15 protein-coding genes are annotated in these 18,852 nt (G+C 46.9%); 9 read left to right on the forward strand and 6 right to left on the reverse strand.

The window, feature by feature from the left end:
- Positions 1-52 precede the first annotated feature (52 nt).
- Positions 53-2,242, forward strand: coding sequence for a hypothetical protein (locus tag VNK96_07635; protein HWP31577.1), 2,190 nt, complete (start codon positions 53-55; stop codon positions 2,240-2,242).
- A gap of 9 nt (positions 2,243-2,251) precedes the next feature.
- Here the strand turns inward: VNK96_07635 and VNK96_07640 are convergent, their stop codons facing one another.
- Complete coding sequence (locus VNK96_07640) at positions 2,252-3,520, reverse strand: GspE/PulE family protein (GenBank protein ID HWP31578.1); 1,269 nt, start codon at positions 3,518-3,520, stop codon at positions 2,252-2,254.
- Positions 3,521-3,540: 20 nt separating this feature from the next.
- Here VNK96_07640 and VNK96_07645 point away from each other — a divergent pair, with 20 nt between their 5' ends.
- Entirely contained in the window at positions 3,541-4,476 is a 936-nt protein-coding gene (locus VNK96_07645) for an RluA family pseudouridine synthase (GenBank protein HWP31579.1), read from the forward strand.
- Positions 4,477-4,531: 55 nt separating this feature from the next.
- On the opposite strand, the gene VNK96_07650 is transcribed toward VNK96_07645, so the two are convergent.
- Positions 4,532-5,179 (reverse strand): hypothetical protein, encoded by a 648-nt coding sequence (locus tag VNK96_07650; GenBank protein ID HWP31580.1) that lies wholly within the window; start codon positions 5,177-5,179, stop codon positions 4,532-4,534.
- A gap of 110 nt (positions 5,180-5,289) precedes the next feature.
- Here VNK96_07650 and VNK96_07655 point away from each other — a divergent pair, with 110 nt between their 5' ends.
- The 5 genes from VNK96_07655 to VNK96_07675 are packed head-to-tail and all read left to right on the forward strand — an operon-like array spanning position 5,290 to position 11,448.
- The gene (locus VNK96_07655; GenBank protein ID HWP31581.1) at positions 5,290-6,078 is read left to right on the forward strand and encodes an ABC-2 family transporter protein; all 789 of its coding nucleotides are present in this window, start codon (positions 5,290-5,292) and stop codon (positions 6,076-6,078) included.
- 24 nt (positions 6,079-6,102) lie between these two features.
- Complete coding sequence (locus VNK96_07660; GenBank protein HWP31582.1) at positions 6,103-8,904, forward strand: UPF0182 family protein; 2,802 nt, start codon at positions 6,103-6,105, stop codon at positions 8,902-8,904.
- Between the two features lie 18 nt (positions 8,905-8,922).
- Positions 8,923-9,468, forward strand: coding sequence for a DUF2993 domain-containing protein (locus VNK96_07665; GenBank protein HWP31583.1), 546 nt, complete (start codon positions 8,923-8,925; stop codon positions 9,466-9,468).
- A gap of 17 nt (positions 9,469-9,485) precedes the next feature.
- Positions 9,486-10,322 (forward strand): MqnA/MqnD/SBP family protein, encoded by an 837-nt coding sequence (locus VNK96_07670; protein ID HWP31584.1) that lies wholly within the window; start codon positions 9,486-9,488, stop codon positions 10,320-10,322.
- 10 nt (positions 10,323-10,332) lie between these two features.
- Positions 10,333-11,448 (forward strand): hypothetical protein, encoded by a 1,116-nt coding sequence (locus tag VNK96_07675; protein ID HWP31585.1) that lies wholly within the window; start codon positions 10,333-10,335, stop codon positions 11,446-11,448.
- Between the two features lie 50 nt (positions 11,449-11,498).
- On the opposite strand, the gene folB is transcribed toward VNK96_07675, so the two are convergent.
- Genes folB through VNK96_07690 form a run of 3 tightly spaced genes read right to left on the reverse strand, consistent with a single transcriptional unit; the run spans position 11,499 to position 13,761 of the window.
- Positions 11,499-11,870, reverse strand: coding sequence for a dihydroneopterin aldolase (gene folB / locus VNK96_07680; protein HWP31586.1), 372 nt, complete (start codon positions 11,868-11,870; stop codon positions 11,499-11,501).
- Complete coding sequence (locus VNK96_07685; GenBank protein ID HWP31587.1) at positions 11,871-12,983, reverse strand: glycosyltransferase family 9 protein; 1,113 nt, start codon at positions 12,981-12,983, stop codon at positions 11,871-11,873.
- A complete protein-coding gene (locus VNK96_07690; protein HWP31588.1) occupies positions 12,964-13,761 on the reverse strand; it encodes a hypothetical protein in 798 nt (265 codons plus the stop codon). The genes VNK96_07685 and VNK96_07690 overlap by 20 nt, the downstream gene beginning before the upstream one ends.
- 342 nt (positions 13,762-14,103) lie before the next feature.
- Here VNK96_07690 and smc point away from each other — a divergent pair, with 342 nt between their 5' ends.
- A complete protein-coding gene (gene smc / locus VNK96_07695) occupies positions 14,104-17,634 on the forward strand; it encodes a chromosome segregation protein SMC (GenBank protein ID HWP31589.1) in 3,531 nt (1,176 codons plus the stop codon).
- Positions 17,635-17,646: 12 nt separating this feature from the next.
- Here smc and nth read toward each other — a convergent pair whose 3' ends face one another.
- Positions 17,647-18,309, reverse strand: coding sequence for an endonuclease III (gene nth, locus VNK96_07700; GenBank protein ID HWP31590.1), 663 nt, complete (start codon positions 18,307-18,309; stop codon positions 17,647-17,649).
- Between the two features lie 60 nt (positions 18,310-18,369).
- On the opposite strand from nth, the gene VNK96_07705 reads away from it, so the two are divergent.
- On the forward strand, positions 18,370-18,816 hold the full coding sequence (locus tag VNK96_07705; protein ID HWP31591.1) for a protease complex subunit PrcB family protein: 447 nt from the start codon (positions 18,370-18,372) through the stop codon (positions 18,814-18,816).
- Positions 18,817-18,852 lie beyond the last annotated feature (36 nt).

Below are 18,852 nucleotides of genomic sequence, written 5' to 3' on the forward strand. Positions count from 1 at the left end.
ACAAGGCGGTCACTTTGGGAGTGGCTAGGTTCATAAAAAAGAGGGTAACGCGATGGCACATCGTCTTGTATTTTTTTCCGGCTTGGTTTGTTTCTTTCTCCTCGCATGGGCTTCTCTCCCCGCCCAGAACGCTCCGAACGAGGCCCTGCAAGGTCGCTTGCAGAGTTTCGTTTACGACTACTTCGAAACGAGAGAATATCTCATCGAGCACATTCTTATAACCGAATCGAATCAACGCTTTCGACTCCATTTCAAGCCTGGGGTAACTGTCCCGAAAGCGGGCTCTGCGATATCCGTTAGGGGAAAAGTCGTCGACGAGGATGTGTTTGTCGAGTGGGTTTCCGTATTCGCACAGCCACGCGACAACCCTACGACAGGCGAACAGAAAATATGCGTTTTGCTCATCAATTTTCAAAACAATAAAACGGAAAATGTCACGAAAGAACAAGTATCGCAAATGTTCTTCGCCCCGAACAATTCGATAGACCATTATTGGCGAGAGGCATCGTATGGCAAAACTTGGGCGACAGGTGATGTTTTCGGATGGTACACCCTCCCTATCAACGAAACCTGCGATCCAGGCTTATGGAGACAACTTGCGATCGAGATGGCAGACCCTGACGTCAACTATTTGGAATACAACAGACTTTTCATTTTAGTGCCGGGTGGCGGCGGATGCGGTTGGGGGGGACTCGGTACGCTCGGAACGGAAGTTTTCCAAACCGATGATGGATGGTGGGAAACGACAACTTCTTGGTGTCGTTCCGAATATTACACGGACCCGTGGTATGCAATTGCTGTTTCCTGTCACGAGGGGGGGCACAATTTCGGCTTAATGCACGCAAATTCAATTGACTACGGAGACGAAGTGCTCGGTCAATTCGATTGCGGAGCCTGCGGCGGAAGCATGGCAGAATACGGAGACCGTTTCGACGTTTTAGGAGCATGGGACAACGGTCACTACAACGCTCAACACAAAGTGGCTCTCGGATGGTTCGAGCCAGGCAACGTAGTCGAAGTTAAAGGAAGTGGTTTATACGCAATCGACGCTTACGCCACTGCATCGAACAATCCCAAAGTTTTAAAAGTTCTTCGCGGAATCGGTTCTACCTCTACGGAATGGATTTGGTTGGAATGGCGCGCTCCCGTCGGATTCGACGCCACATTGACCTATTACAGTGGATATAACTTCAACGGAGTTCTCGGTCACTTCGAGTGGGGATGGGGGAATAGTGCAACTTATCTGCTCGACTTCACTCCGACGGATGGGGATTTCCATAATGCCGCACTCGTTGCGGGTCAAACATGGACGGATTACTACACAGGTTTGGTCATCAAACCGCTCGGAGTGCAAGGGGAAACCTTCTGGGTTCAAATCGGTGGAGAGCCACTCACGAAAATTTCCGTAACACCTTCCGTTATCGTAGGCGGTACGAAGGCAACGGGAGAAGTGAGTCTCAACAGTAAAGCCCCCCCAGGAGGAGTAGCGGTGACACTCTCCACGGACCGTCCCGATTTGGTTACGATTCCGAGCAATGTAACGATTGCCGGTGGGGAGAAAAGCGTTAAATTCGACGTCCTCACTCAATACGTTACGGATTCGGTAAAAGTCAAAATCACATCATCGTTATTCAGTACGGATTCTTCTGCTCTCATCGAATTAGTCCCTGTAAGCGTAAAGAAAGTGAGAGTAGACCCGAACAGTATAACAGGCGGTTGGGAAGCAACGGGCGTTGTCGAGTTGAATGGTCCTGCCCCCCCAGGAGGTCTGACCGTTTCCTTGCAATCGCAGTATCCCTCTATTGCGCAAGTACCTTCGAACGTTCAAGTACCCGAAGGAAAAGACTTCGTGAGTTTTCCTATCACCACATCAGCAGTCGGAGCGACTACCTCTGTAAAAATAACTGCTACGAAGAACAACGACAAGGCAACGACGAAGTTCGAAGTTACCTCGGCTGAGATCTCTAAACTCGAACTCGTTCCGAGCCATGTAACGAGTGGTGCGACCAGCAAAGGAATTGTAACTTTGACAGGTCCTGCTCCTAAAGGCGGAGTTGAAGTCAAACTGAAAAGTGGCAACACGAAGTTAGCGAAAGTTCCTTCTACACTGATCGTGCCTGAAGGGCAGACTACTGCGAGCTTCGACATTCAAGTGGGAAGCACTTCGAGTACGAAAGGTGTTGCGATATTTGCAACGCGCTTCAATACGAAGAGCGCGGTGCTAATTATCTCTCCGAAGTAGCGTTTTCGCTTACGCTTCGAGGCTTGCGCTGTATACGGCGCGTATAACTTCTTCGGGCGTCGTAAGTCCGGCGAGAATCTTATCGCGCCCGTCTTCTAACATCGTTCGCATGCCTTGACGGCGCGCTGCTGCAGCTATTTCGCCATGTTGAGAGCCTCTTGCAATCGCCGCTCGCATATCCGGTGTGCCTAATATAATTTCGAATACACCGGTTCTGCCTTTGTATCCTGATCCTCGGCATTCGGAGCATCCCTTCCCTCTAAAAAACTTTCCTTGAAAAGGAGTGCCTGGGTCTATCTTCAGTGCTAACAGTTCATCTTCGGTCGGTTGAAATTCTTCTCGGCATGCCATACAATTCAAACGAACAAGACGCTGTCCCATGATAGCGACAGTCACCGCTGCTACCAAATACGCTTCTGCTCCCATATCGAGCATTCTGCCGATTGTTTCCACAGCATTATTCGTGTGAATCGTCGTAAGAACTAAGTGTCCTGTCAGAGCCGCTTGAATTCCAATGCTTAGCGATTCTGGATCGCGCATTTCCCCCACCATCATTACGTCGGGGTCTTGCCGCAAGAAAGAACGCATTACACGCGGAAAAGTCAACTTTTCGGTTACCTGAACTTGAGTGATGCTATCACTGAATTCGTACTCGATCGGGTCTTCTACAGTGACGATGTTGCGTTTCGTGCGGTCTAATTTATGCAAACTCGCATAAAGCGTCGAAGTTTTTCCGCTTCCCGTCGGTCCAGTAACCATAATCATTCCATAAGGAGTCTTTAGCGCTTTGAGCCATTTTTCTTTGACGTCCTCGCTCATTCCGAGTTGGTCTAAGTCCACCCTCATCGCAGCAGGGTCGAGCAAACGCATAACGACTTTTTCGCCGTTTAAGGCAGGCACTGCTGAACAGCGAGCGCTGAGTCTTCTTCCCATATACTCCATATCAATGCGTCCGTCTTGCGGCTCCCGCTTTTCATCGATGTGCATTCCCGCAGCGAGTTTGATTCTCGCGATGACATTCGCCGCCGTTTCGGGGGGGAGTTGACCATTGTCTGTAAGTTCTCCGTCTAAACGGAAACGTATTTTCAATTGGTCGCGTTCGGGTTGGAGATGAATGTCGCTCGCTCCCATCTCGAGAGCGTTCATAAAAATGTTATCTACGATTTGGACAGCGATGGACATTTCTTCGCCGCCCATCTCGCGCATCTTCCCTTGTTCGCGTAAAATGAGGCGGAAGCGCTTCATCGCTCCCCAGTTGGTTTGTCCTAAATTCTTCAAACGATTCGCTCCTTATGAATATGAGTTTACACAAAAACTTACACAAAGATGAAACACTCTATTTTAGCGCAGATAGAGAGGAGAGGCTCGACCGCTTTCTTGCGAGGGTACTTCCCGAACACAGCCGAACGAAATTAACCAAGCATATCGAGCAGGGTGGTGTCCTCGTGGACGGCAAGAAAAGGAAGCCTTCTTTCCTTCTGCAGCCTGGAATGACGGCGCAAGTGTCGCCCCTTCCTAAGCCGTCTCCCCATCGTTTGGAGCCTATTCCAATGCCTATCGATGTGCTTTATGAAGACGAATATCTCCTCGTCGTTAATAAACCTGCCGGTATTTCGGTGCATCCTTCTCCGACCTCGAAGGAACCGACTCTCGTACAAGGGTTGCTCGCTCGCATCCAATCTCTGAGTTCGTTGGGGGGGTCATTTCGTCCTGGAATCGTCCACCGTTTGGATAAGGATACGAGCGGTTTGTTATTAGTTGCAAAAAACGATTTCATTCATCGCGCTTTGCAGGAAGCCATCCAGCAAAAACGTATTCAGCGAATCTATCGCGTGTGGGTTCGCGGCTCCCCCCCAAATAAATCTTTTACGCTTCGTTCGTATTTAGGAAGGCATCCCAAACACAGACAAAAACGAGCCGTCGTATCTGAACATGCCCCCGACGCTCGATTAGCCATCACGCATTGTAAGGTGCTGCAAACCATTGATTCCATTTCCGAACTCGAATGCACTTTAGAAACTGGCAGAACGCATCAAATACGCGTGCAGTTAGCATCTGCGGGCTTTCCCGTTTTGGGAGATCCTATTTATGGCGTTTCTTATCCAGGTCTCGATAGAATGGCGCTACATGCATGGAAATTGATTTTCATCCACCCTGTTACCAAAAAGCGAATAGAAATTGAATCTCCGCTTCCCGATTATCCTTTTTTGCACAAAGAAAAAAATCACGCCTGATTTCTCAGGCGCGATTTTTATGGAATCTCGTTTCGCTTCTCTGTGCTGAAACGGACTAAGCAGCAGCTACGAACGCTGTCGCAACTTCGCTCCAAGGTCCGGGTTTCCCCTTCGAATTCAAGTAAGCGCAACGATACTGAATCGTCGATTTGCTGGCATTGCCTACGACATGCCAGAACGGCCATTGATTCGTCACAGCGAGATATTGCCAATCCCCACCACCGATGCGGAACTGAAGGAGGACAGGAGGTGTGGTCGTGCCTTTTCTCGATTTAGAACCACCCGAAGAACCGACCCAAATCTGCACCTTGCCCTTCTTGCTCCAATCTACTTTCATCGTTGGAGCAGTTTTCGGAACTTTGTAACCGAACTTGCCATTGCCGAATGTAGAGAATCCGAAAGCGGATTTATACGTTGGCGTCATTTTCTTACTCTTATAGAGTTTAGAAAAGTAAGGACCGAGCAAAGATTCGACATACTTTCGCTGGGATTTCTTGAAAGTAGTTGCGGAATTGTATGCTTCCCAGGCTTTTGTCCACGCCCAGTAGGCATTGCTCCAGTTGTAGTATGCGCTGTTGATTTTGGCTACATCGGATTTCGAGAACCCGAAGGTTTTATAGTAGTTTTGGAAAGCCGTCCGAAATTGATTGAACCAGGCATCGAAAGAGCCGTCTTCGGACGGGAAGTACTTCTTCGAAGACATTGAGACCTCCAATGGAGTTAGTTTTTTCAGGAATTGCTCCCTTAGGTGTGAATTATCGGCGTCGTTGAAGCGGTTTTTGAGGGTTGGGGGTTGGTGGTAGAGTATTAGAAGTGTCACGTTATTTGAGGGTGTATAGGGAATTTATTCGTTCGAGTTTTCGCCGGGAGATGGAGTTCCGAATCAACTTCATCGGGAAATTAGCTCAGAACGTGATTTGGATGGGGTTTTTCGTTTTGATGATTCTTGTTATCTATTCGAACGTGGAATCCGTTGCGGGCTGGACAAGAGGGGATGCTTATGTTCTCGCCGCAACGAGTTTTCTTTTGCTATCGGTAGTGAATATGCTCTTCACTTTTAACTTGCTGGAGATACCTCAAAAGGTTCGTCAGGGGACACTGGATTTCGATTTGGTAAAGCCATTAGATACGCAATTTCTGGTGAGTGTGAGGAAGTTCAATTTCGATGAGATTGGAACGCTTTTTGCTGGAATCGGGATGGCGATTTTAGGTGTGTCGCTAAGTGGTCATCATCCGAGCGGAATGGAAATCATTGAATACATCTTTTTGCTATTATGCGCGATGAGTATTTTTTATTCTTTCGATTTGACACTTATGACGCTTGCGGTTTGGTTAGTACGTGTAGAAAATCTTTGGGCGCTCTCTGACCAAATTCTCGGATTGACACGCGTTCCCATAGATGTTTACGCGCCTCCATGGAGGCGTTTGCTCACTTTCTATATCCCGCTTGCATTCCTTGCGAGCGTTCCTGCGAAAGCGCTTATAGGAGAAGGAAACATCACATTAGTGTTATGGGGGGTCGTTTGGGCACTCGGTTCGCTCATTGCGAGCAGATTCTTTTTCCTTTTTGCGATGAAGCGCTATCATAGCGCGAGTTCTTAACGTGTATTATGAAGGGAGCGTCGGATGTACGAAATAGAACCCATAGAAATTGACCCACGCACGAAAGCGCGTTTGATGCGATGGCTCATTGCGTTCGTAATTCTGCTGTTTATCCTTATATTCGGTTCGTCGTTTTTCCGTTTATGGGCAAATTATTTGTGGTATGCGTACGATGCAAAAGCACCTATCGTTTTCACGACTTACTATAAAACGAGGCTCGTATTATTTCTCATAGGTTTCCTCATTGCGACTCCTCTATTGCTATGGAACGCTAAATATGCACTTTCTGCGTTATCGAGTGTATCCGTTGTCCCTGTTACGATCGCCGATGTCATCGTAAACAACATCCTTCGATGGGTGCGCAGAAACGGCATTATGGTCGCTAAAGTCGTATCGCCGATTGTCGGTCTGATATTCGGTCTTGCCCTCTCTACGAGATGGGAAGAACTTTTGCAATACCTCAACGCGGTTTCTTTCGAGCGCGCGGACCCTGTGTTCAGTTTGGATTTCTCTTTCTATGTTTTTCGTCTTCCCTTTTTACAAGCGATAACCGGATGGTTATTCGGTTTGTGGTTTATCTGCGCAGCAATTGCCTTCGGAATTTTGTTAGGGTTAGGTGCGATCACAGTTTTCACGCAAAGACCCGCTTTGACGCATCGAGGACGCATTCATCTATCGATATTGATTGGCTTCGGCTTATTGCTTATCGCTTTCATGCTTTGGCTTCATCGTTACGACGAACTCACTCGAGTAGAAGAGCGATTCGTCGGACCTGGATATAGCGAAATTCAAGCGATTCGAATGCAAACGGTTACATGCTTTTTGTTATTGTTAGGCGCTGCAGTTTCGTTTTTGAACGGATGGCGATGGAGGGCTTTTCTTCCTACTATAGGAGCTGGTGGGGCGGTTTTGCTCTTTTACTTGCTCTTCGTGGTCATCTACCCCTCGATTGTTCAAACTTTTTGGGTGCGCCCGAACGAACTCGAATATCAAAAACCCTATATCGCTCGAGCACTACAAGCGACGCGTTGGGCGTATCTATTGGACCAAATCGAGGTGAGAAACCTCGCGGTGGAAGCAGAACCGACAAAAGAAGAAATCGAACAGTCGAAAAGCACACTCGAGAATATGCGTTTATGGGATCCGTATATTCTTTTGCGCAATTTAGAGGTGCAACAATCCCTAAGAGACTATTACACGTTTTATGACGTGGATGTAGACCGTTACATCATCGGAGGTAAGCAGCGAATGCTTATGCTCGCGGCACGTGATCTCTCGGTCGAAAAATTAGACCCCACCCGAAGAACTTGGCAAAATATACGACTACAATACACACACGGAAACGGTGTCGTGGCTGTTCCGGTGAATGAAGTCTCATTGAACGGTATGCCGATATTTTATCTAAAAGACATCCCCCCCCGTGGACTTCCTGAACTCGAAATTAAACAACCCAGAATCTACTATAACGATGCGAGAGACTCATCCGGAGAATCCATTGACCGCTTTGTCTACGCGCGTTCCCGAATCCCCGAATTCGAATACAGTCCAGAAGGCGAAGGGAAATATCGCTGGACTGGGGACGGCGGCGTTCCTCTGGATTCTTGGTGGAGAAAGTTCCTTTTTTCCATAGCACTGGGAGATAGAGACCTTCTCTTCAGTAGCGACATCACTCCGGAAACTCGCTTACTTTGGAGAAGAAATGTTCGTGTGCGTGCAAAACATATTCTTCCCTTTTTGGAATGGGATTACGATCCTTATATCGCAATAGTAAATGGTGAACTTTGGTGGATTCTGGATGGCTATACACACACGGATGCAATTCCGTATAGTCAGTTGACGATTGCTCGCAATAGCCAATTCAATTACATTCGGAATAGTGTCAAATTCACAGTCAATGCCTACTCAGGCGATTGGAATGCGTATGTTGTCGAACCGAATGACCCTATAGTGCGCGCCTATCAAAAAATCTATCCCGGAGTCATGAAACCTTTAGAAGAGGCTCCGGAAGGTTTACGAAAAAATTTCCGTTATCCGGAAGACCTTTTCACGATTCAATCGATGCAACTCCAGAGATATCACGTTACGGATGCACGTACTTTCTATTTAGGTGAAGACGTCTGGGAAATTCCAATGCAAACAGGCGCAGAAGACCAAGGTACGCGCATGCCTGCATATTACGTGCAAATGCGTATTCCCGACGAGCCGAAAGACGGGTTTCTGCTCATCCTTCCGTTCACGCCCATAGGCAGACCCAACATGAGCGGCTGGCTCGCTGCGCACTGTGACCAAGAAACTTACGGAAAACTCGTGCTCTATCGTTATCCGCGCGAACGCAACATCTACGGTCCCGAACAACAGGAAGCGAAATTCGAACAGTTCGCACCCCTCAGCAAAGAAATCACTCTTCTCTCTCAAAAAGGAAGCAGAGTAGTTTCGGGAAATCTCTTAGTCGTGCCCATCGGGAAAAGCGTAATGTATATAAAAACTCTCTTTTTGGAATCCGATCGTCCCGGCATTCGCGCACTTCCTGAATTGAAGATTGTCGTTTTAGCATACAGTGACCGCATCGTTTTTTCAGATACCTATCCGAAGGCATTAGCATTGCTAACCGGCGAAGAAACTCGTATCACAACACGAACAGAAAAAGAGGAAATCTCCCCCCCTGCTACCGCTACTAAGGACAGAGCGCAACTTGCGCGCGAAGCGCTCGCTCTCATCAGAGAAAGCGAAGCGGCTCTAAGAGAAGGGGATTGGGCAAAATACGGAGAAGCAATCAATAAATTGAAGAACCTACTGAAGAAAGAAGCGGGAGAACCGGGAAGTTAGTTTTTTTACGATCAAATCATGAAGGAATCTGCAGTAAAAGCCACGGAATTATGCATTTCTACTAAAGGAATCGTTTTGCCTAACGGTCTCCGCATCGCAGAAGCGCGTGTAAGCATGCCGCAATTGACTCTTCGCGTATCGCCTTTTCTTCTTCCCGAAGGAACGAACCTGGACATAGAATTGGTTGCGGAGAGCATGGATTTGCAAGAACATCTCAATGCAAAATCGCCAGCAGGGATTTCCGATATTCGAGTCCGTGCGGAACGAGGTTCTATCATCATCACGGGAATTTATCGTCTTTTAGTTCCGATCCCGGTTGGCGCTGAGGGTGTCTTGGAATTCGAAAACGGCAAACTGAATTTCGTTCTCAAAAGAGCGGAGGTCGCAGGTGTCAAGGCGCCAGAAAATCTCGTGCGTGAGCAAATCGAAAAAATTAATCCTATCGTAGATTTGACTGGGTATCCTGTTCAGGCAGAAATTAAAAGCATAGAAATCGGTAATGGAAAGATTCGGATCAATGCAAATTTATCTCTCACCGCCCCCGTGCCTCGAAAGGAACCATAAGTGAAACTCAAACAAAGATGAAACTCAAACAAAAAATACGCATAGGTCATAGTCCTGATAGTGATGACGCGTTTATGTTTTGGGGTTTAGCATCCGGAGTCGTCTCTTCCCCATTAGAATTCGAGCATGTTTTGCTGGATATTCAAACCCTGAATGAATTAGCGAAGGAAGGAGTTTTGGAAACGACGGCGATTTCGGTTCATGCCTATGCATACGTGTCCGATAAATACGCAATCTTAAGACACGGAGGCTCCTTCGGAGAAGGCTATGGTCCGATCATCGTTGCGAACGTACCCATAGGTTTGGATGAGCTAAAGCATAAAGTCATAGCAGTTCCGGGAACATTAACCAGCGCATTTTTACAACTTTCGTTGCTCATTCCTAATCCTCGATACGAAGTAGTTCCTTTCGATCGTATTCTTCCTGCAGTAAAGCAAAAAGAATACGAAGCAGGCTTGCTAATTCATGAAGGACAAATTACATGGCAGCAACATGGCTTACATCTCGTCGCGGATTTTGGCAAATGGTGGAAAGAACAAACTGGTCTTCCTTTGCCTCTCGGCGTGAATGTCGTGCGTAAAGATTTAGGCGCAGAGACGATTCGTGAAATCAATCGTGCATTGCGAGAAAGCATCCGTGCAGCCTTCGAAAATCGCGAAGAAGCATTGCGCTACGCCCTTCGATTCGGAAGAGGAATAGACAAAGAAACTGCAGACCATTTCGTAAAAATGTATGTAAACGAACGTACTTTAGATATGGGAGAAGACGGAATACAGGCAATACGTCTTCTTTTAGAAAAAGGCGTCGTAGCGGGCTTAATTCCACCCGTCGAATTCGACATAGTAGATTTATGAGGAGGTTCGTATGGTAACTGCATTGAGTTACGTTCTTCTTTTTAATAGCATCGCAAGCCTCGCAAACACCGATACACCGTACACACTCGAATTTTCACCGGATGGAACGAAAATTCTCACGAATTCCTACCCACCGCAAGCGATGAAAGAATTAGAAATCTTCGACATCACGACGAATTCTACGATTACTAACCCATTGCTTTCAGGATTCCGAGCGAAATGGTTCCCCGATGGAAAGAAAGTGCTCTTCGATAACGGAACGGGGGCAATCGTAATTGACATCGAGAGAAACGAAATAATATTAACGAAAAACTTCATGAAAAGCCCTTATGTATGGAGGGGGGAAATGGGCTTTGTCGCACTGCAAAAAGAGCGAGACGAAGAAATGAAAATCGTATGGATAGCTTATCCACGTGGGCTCGTGGAAACCTCCGTTGAACCGCCTTATGGAAACATTTCTTATTTCGTCTATTTACCTGCCACCGACGGAGTGGCTTTTCTCGACGGAATGAAGAACAGAAAAAACGTTTATATCGCCGCATTCAATACCGTTCGACAAGTAACGACAACCGACGATGTGATTTCTCTGGCTTCTATCGAAGGCGGAAAGAAGCTCGTGTGGGCAAGACAAAGCAAAAACATGCGCTATATCCTTACGACGCTTTGGAAGTATGACGTTCGTATTCTTGCAGTTGAACGCTTGCCTTTTCCGGAAAGAATTCCCTTGATTAATCCGAACACGAGGCAAGCGCCTTCTGCTCTCGAGCAAATATCCGTATCTCCGGATGGCTCTCGCGTGGCAATCGTCGCACGTTTTACATCAGCGCCTGAACCGCCGAAGCAGCCGAGGGTTAGAAAGAAAGCGACACCACAAAAAGCAGTGCAAAAATCCTGGGTTGCGCTTTATACAATGAACATCAACGGAACGAACGCACGACTGATTCGAAAAATCGAACCCGCAAAAGCCTGGGAAGGATTTCTCATGACATGGTCTCCCGATTCTTCTCGCATCGCCGTCATCGAAAGACTAACGAATCTCACCTCGCTGTTTTTATACAACGCAGATGGTTCGGGAAAAATAAAACTCAAAGATTGGCAAAAACCGAAGACTCCCTTGATTCGGTAGCAAATTCAATCACCTTTATAAAAGTTTCTTCGCTTATAAAGTTGCTTTACTTAGATTGGGACACCTCGTTCCCTTTCTATCTCCACTCCGGCACATTCAGTTGTATGCCTCGGAATCGGGTTCGTTTTGCTCACCCTGATTCGTGCATGTTTTAATTGCGGAAACGCATCGAAAAGGTCGTCGCACACGATTTGCGCTAATCGCTCCAAAAGATGCACCTGCGTAGAAGTCGCAGCCTTTTCGATAACATCGGATGCCTTGACATAATCGATCGTCTCGGATAGCTCATCGGTTCGTGTAACTTCCGACATATCGAAATATAATTGAACATCGAAGCGAAAAGTCCTTCCTTGCGCTCTTTCCTTTTCGGTAACGCCATGATATGCGAATATCTGCAAGCCTTCGATAAAAACGGAATCCATCTACAAGAGTTCTCCTGCTATATGCTTTGTTTCGTATCTTTTTTGCATCTGAGTAAAAGATGATAACACTTCTTCTACCTCGATGTTCTCCACATCCCCTTCTTCGGGCGTGAGAACCGTCAGATTCGGATTGGGGGGAGCCCATAAAGGGGCAATCTCTTTGCGATAAAGTCCTATCGTAGGCTTATCATGAGCCGCCGCAAAATGGAGAATACCGTTGTCGAGAGTGATTACAAATTCGCATCTTTTCAGCGCATAAACTACTTGCGGCAAAGAAAACTTTCCTCGCAAATCCTCCACGAGACTTTGTTCGACTAAAACATCCTCGTCCTTTGCACTGTGATAGAATTGTCGCTGACTCTTCGGGGGGGCGCCCAATAGTCCAATGGTGTAGCCTTCCCTTCGCAAATCTCGCAACAAATTCGCCCATTTATCGTATCGCCACAATTTGTTCTTCAAAGACGCCCCTGTAGAAATCAAGATATCTGGAACGTCGAAAGAGATTTCTTCACACGGGAACCAATATCTCGGTATCCCCCCCCTCCATGGAGCATTCGGGATTCCTTCCATATACGCCAACTTCATAAAGATTTCGGCAATGAAGCCGGTTTCCAAAAAAGGATAGCGCATAGGCAAATCGGGCGATGCCCATTTTCGGTCCCTCCAAAGGTCACCTCTTTCGTCATCAGGAAAATCCCATTCCGATCGCGAATCTGGTGCGAGACACGGACCACAAACATATGCCCCCTCTCCTATCAACGCAGTGAACGTTCGGTGAAGAGGCGCATCCTCGATATTAATGACCAAATCGTATCCATTTATATCTTGGCGACGTTGTATAGCCTGCTGAGCGGTTTCTGAAAAAGACTTTCCGAGAAGCGAAATCCGCCAATCGAACAAGGTTCCTATGGATGCGGTTTCGAGTTCCTTAGTCCTTTCCCCCCCGTAATAATCTATTATGCTATCGGGATAATAATATCGTAACGCCTGCAAAAGTGGCGTGCAAATTGCGAAATTGCCTAACGCATCATTCGCAAGCACGGCTATCTTTGCGGAAGAATTCAGCGCTTGTCCTTCGTATCGTAACATAAAATTATTCTGCTGTATTTTCATCGAAAGGTTCTACTCGAACGAAAAATATTACCTTCGCATGGCGCTTTTGCCCTGTGGGAGTTTCGATATCTCCTTCGAATCTCATCGTTACCGCCGCTTCTACGAGTTGACCATTCTCCGTATCGAAGAAATAAGAACCTGTAGAACCGAAGCGCTTCGCTGAATCTTGAACCAACAAATCTATTCTCCATGTCTTTTTTCCATTTGCTTCTTGAATCCCTTTATAAGTATATTTCTCCGTAACCCGCATCAGTCCTAATAAAGGCACTTCTCGATTCGTTACGGACTTCCATGTGCTTCCTGGAATTACTCGTTTTTTCGGAAACGGAATGAACCCAATTCCATGAATTCCACGAACTACGTTAGTCGTTTCGCTAAAAACTCTTGCGTATTCATCTATTTTTACGGTCGAGTTTTCTGCCTGCCAATATCCAGGTTCTCCAGAATCGGTTTGTACTTTCACGGGTTCTGAGGAAATTTCGAGTTCTGCAATTCCGTCCTTGACGGCGTGAGTTGTTGATGTGTAAACAACTTCCAACAGCGATGTCGCTTTAGGCTTTTCACCTTTTCGCAACTGTTTCTTATCGAGGAGCACTTCTATTTTGCCTTTTATCTTCCGTGTTACTTTCTCACCGGGTTGAAACACGACTCTTAGCGGAACACCATTCGGATAATCCCTTTCGGGTTCTATTACCGTCGCTTCGGGTCGAGCAGGTGCCGTTTGCGGAGAGACACTCGAGCCTCGAACAGCCGATGATGAATCCTCCCGATTCAGCACGGCCTTGCTAACATTTTCCGAGGAACAGCAAACACTTAAAAGCACGACACTACAGGTGAAACACGAAAATCGCTTCCAATTTCGAACATTCGACATGGGTTGCGTCTAAGATACCCCTGACCTGCTGCTGACCCCTAATGATGAATAAATTTAGCCGCGGAAGTTGTCTTTATCCCGAGTAGCTCTTGCATGCTAACAAGTTCTGGTATACTTCATTCCCTTCCAAATAAGGAGGAAAGGCGAAAGCATGGATGCTGGAAACGCCGTCGAAGCTCGCTACTTCAGCTCGGTCGAGAGCGTCTTATTTTTATCCGGTGGTCTAACCCGAAGGATTCTTACACCTTGAAACTCACGAACATACGACTTTACGGGTTTAAATCGTTTGCGGAACGCACGGAAATTAACGTCAATGGCGATTTGGTAGCAGTCGTCGGTCCGAATGGCTGTGGGAAAAGCAACATCGTAGACGCGATTCTATGGGCTCTCGGAGAGCCCAATCCAAGGCACATTCGGGCAGGAACCTCGACAGATGTAATCTTCAGCGGTTCCGCAAACAGGAAGCCCCTTGGCTACGCCGAGGTCGTGCTCACTTTCGATAACGAAAACGGAGTTTTGCCGTTACCCACTTCTGAAGTTACAGTAGGTCGCCGCATAGACCGCAAAGGAGAAAGTCTTTACACCATAAACGGGCAACCTTGCAGGCTGAAAGACATTCACGAACTCTTAGCGGACACAGGTCTCGGGCGGTTCGGCTATGCCATTGTCAGCCAAAGCGATATCGATGCCGCTCTCAGCGCAGAGCCTGAGGAACGAAGGGTTTGGATTGACGAGGCTGCAGGGGTGCAGCGTTATCGGGCGAGGAAGCAAGAAGCACTCAAAAGGCTCGATAGCGCCCTTCAGCACCTTCGAAGAGTCGAGGATGTCCTCGTGGAATTAGAACCGCAATGTGAGCCATTGAGAAAGCAGGCTGAAGTCGCAAAGATCTACAAAGAAAAACTCGCTACCCTGAGAGAACTCGAATCAGGGATTCTCGTTCTCGAAGCGGCGCGTTACGAGGAACAAATCGCAGAGCGTGAGCGAGAAATTTCACAAAGACGCACTTCCGCCGACTCGATGCGAAAAGAAGCGGAGGAACTCGAAAAACGCTCCGAAATCCTCGAAAAAGAACTCGAAGAAATCGAAACTTCGTTAGAAAGCCTTCAAAGCGCACTCAACGAATCGATAACGAAAGTAGAAAAAGCAGAAACGCGAAAAATTCTTATCGAACAAAAAATAGCCAGCCTCGAGGAATTAAGTTCGGATTCTTCTTATGAAACGGAACAAATTCGCCTCGAACGAGCGAAAAACGAATTAGAGGCTTCCCGTCGAGACGTCGTGAACGCAGAGCAATCGGTCGCACTTTTATTGCAGGTCATACGCAATTCTTCTGCAGAGGCAGAGGAAATCAAACAAAAACTCGACGAGGCTGAAGCGCGCCTACAGGAAGCACGAAAACGCGAAATCGAGAGAATCGAAAGCGCGACGATGCGAGAGGCGGCTCGCAAAAAACACGAACACTTGCAAGAAGAATTGCGCAAAACAGAAGAAAAAATACGAAACGTATCGCAAAACTTAGAAGATTCACAAGCCAAATACGAAAAGGACATACTTCGCTTAAAGGAATTTCAAAGCGAATACGATTCCATAGAAAACGAGTTGTCTGCCTTAAAAGAAAAACTTCTCGAGTTGGATTCGGCAATCAGAGGGAAAACAACCGAAAAGCATTCACTCGAATCACGAGCCGCTGCTTTGAAAGCGGCGATAGAAGGCAACGAATGTTTCCCCTTAGGTGCACGTGCTATTTTAGAAGCCGTCGAACAAGGCGCGCTTCCGAACGACTTCATTCCGCTCGGTTCGATTATCGAGGTTCCCTCGCGCTTTGCACAAGCAATCGAAGCCGCTTTAGGTTATTCGTCGGGAGATTTAATTACTTCCAACACGGAAACCGCACTTCGTGGAATCGCGTTTTTGCGAGAAAAAGAGTTGGGTCGAGCGACCTTTCTTCCGCGGGACAGAATGCAATCCCCCCCTGGAAGCATTGACGTTCCTCGTGAAAACACATTAGGGATTGCATCGGAATTGGTCTCTTGCGCTCCTGAATACAAAAAAATAATAGAATCCTATTTAGGCTCGACAGTCATCGTCGAGAACATCGAAATAGGACGCGAAATCTCGAAGCGAAACGGAAAGCTCAAAATTGCGACGCTGCATGGCGAAGTGTTAGTAAACGGAGTGATTTGTGGCGGTAAGCGCAAGGGATACACAGCGGAACCCATTACACAAACAACTAAACTAAAAGAACTCGAAACCAGTATTTCCAATTTAGACTCCGAATTAGAAACATTACGTAAAAGGTTCGATGTTTTGCAAAACGAAGAAAAAACTCGTTTGCAAAAAACGAACGAACTACGGGCGAAACGTTCGGAAATGGAAAAACTTCTTGCGGAAGATATCCGCAATGTAGTCTCCGCCCGTGAAGAACTCGCTACTGCAGAACGCATCAAATCTCAACTGCTCCAAGAATTCGAATCATATCGCCAAGAACGCTCTTCTGTAGAATCGAACGACTCAGACTTGAGCGACGTCGAAGAACTCGAAAAGGAGCGCAACGAGTTACTTGCCCTCCATGCTTCGAAATCTGCGGATGCTGAACAGGCGCGACGCGCTTTGGAGGATGCCCGAGAAAGACAGGCTTCTGCGAGAGAACGACTGCGACACGCGGAAGAAGAATACGAAGACGCTCTAAAAATCATAGAGCATCGAAAACAACGGCATTCGAATCTTGAAATCGAAAGAGAAAAACTCACCAACGCCTTGAAGGAAGCAATCCAAGAATTCGAATTGCAAGCCAAAGAGAAAGAAAAAATATCGGAGCAACTGCAAACCTATAGAACGAAACGCATTGCATTACAAAACGAAATCCATCATAACTACAACGAAGCAAAACAAATGCGAGAGACTGCACGCTCGCTCGAAACGACCGCCTACCAAGACGACGTTCAGCGTGCGCGCTTAGAAACTAAACTCGCAGGGGTATTGACGAAACTCCTCGAAGAATACGGAATTACAGAGGAAGAAGCGCGAAAGCAAGCTCCACTAGTCAACATTCCCAAAGAAGCACAGAAAATCGTCGCAGAACTTCGCCGTGAACTTCGCGCCTTAGGGGATGTGAATCTCGGAGCAATCGAAGCCTACGAACAACTAAGTCAACGATACGAAACCCTAAGAACTCAAAGAGAAGATATTCTCAAATCGAAAGAAGAACTCGACAAAAGCATCTTCGAATTGGACCGCATAACGAGGGGGGCATTTCTCGACGCATTCAATAAGGTGAATGAGTCGTTTTCCAAGATGTTTCGCAGGCTCTTCGGAGGCGGGAATGCCACGCTTAAACTTACGAACCCCGATAGGCTTCTCGACACAGGGATCGAACTCGAAGTAGAAGTTCCTGGCAAAAAAATGCAGCGCTTAGAACTGCTTTCCGGGGGGGAACGAGCACTCGCTGCTTGTGCTTTCCTTTTCGCGCTATTCGACGTAAAGCCGAGCCCGGTTTGTATTCTCGATGAATTGGATGCCCCGATGGACGGGAGAAATGTGGAGCGTTATGTCGAACTTCTTTTAGAATTCTCCCAACGCTCTCAATATATCGTCATTACCCATAATCCTACAACCATCGAAGCATCGCCGATTTGGTTCGGAGTTACGATGCAAGAACCCGGCGTCTCGACGATCATCCCCTACGTAGCGAAACCTGCAGAATTTGCCGCAACTCAACAAACTTCTCCCACTTCTGCACCCCAAAGAACCCAACCTTCTTTAGTGCCAGGAAACTAAGATTCAATTAGATCATTTCTCTCGATAATAGGCGCAAAGACGGGTTAATGGGCATAAGTAACAAAGAGGGGTGCGTGCTCGACATATCTTTCGTCCATGCTGAATCAAAGCAAGATGAAATCTATAACACAAGTCTTCGGGAACGACTTTCATAAGTACATCATGCGCTTTTGCCGCTCCGATTCTTTTATCGTAAAATCCCAATCTCCACCCTACACGAAAGACATGCGTGTCAACGGGGATAATTCCTCTTCCGAAAGCGAACATTAACACGATTGCCGCAGTCTTCGGTCCGACACCTGGTAGCGAAATAAGCCACTGTCTCGCTTCTTCCGTCGGCATTTTACGAAGAATGTCAAGAGAATATGAGCCAGTTCGTTTATGAATTTCTTTTAATGCCCCTAAGATATGTTTCGCTTTTTGATTAGGCAAACCCACTCTTCGAATCTCACGTGCTAATTCCTTCTGTGTGAGTTTTGCAATCTCTTCCCAATTCGGATATTTTTCTCGCAATCCTTCGAACGTGGGAAACGCTACCGCGTCGGTCGAATGCTGAGAAAGGATACAGCAAACCAGTTCGTCCAAAGGCTCGTAACGTTGTTGATATGTGGGCTTTCCATAAAGGGCTTCGAGTTTTTCTACTATCCTCTCGATCGCCTTTGCCCTGTTTCGCACCGAAAAAATCTACCCTAAAACCAGAAACGAACCAGTCTCGATATTCGTAAGAATAAAACGATGCTTACACTCGCAATTTTTCTCGTCTCTTTATCTGCCATGATGGGGCAAGTGGAAAAAATCCCCTTCAGCGTCTACATGTCCGGTGAATACTGCGCTATCGAAAAACCGAGCACACGAATTATCACTACGCAAGACGCATTCGAAAAGTACTGGCATGAACTTTACCGAAATCATGAACCGATTCCAGAAGTCCCGAAGAATATAAATTGGTCCAAAGAAATGCTTATTGCTATTCATCTCGGAACGAGGCGTTCGGGTGGATATGCTGTCAAAGTCGTATCCGTATTACGAAAATCTCGCGATGAGATAATCGTCTACTACGCAGAGAAGAAACCGAGAAAGGACGAAATCGTAACGATGGCGCTCACACAGCCATTCACCGTCATCAAAACTCCGATTCTTTCCGGAAAGATAAAATTCGAGTTAGTAAAATCGAAGAAATAAAAGAAATGCTTCTTGTAGGAACGCCGTAAGGCGCGA

Source organism: Fimbriimonadales bacterium (assembly GCA_035559795.1).
Taxonomy (GTDB): domain Bacteria; phylum Armatimonadota; class Fimbriimonadia; order Fimbriimonadales; family ATM1; genus DATMAR01.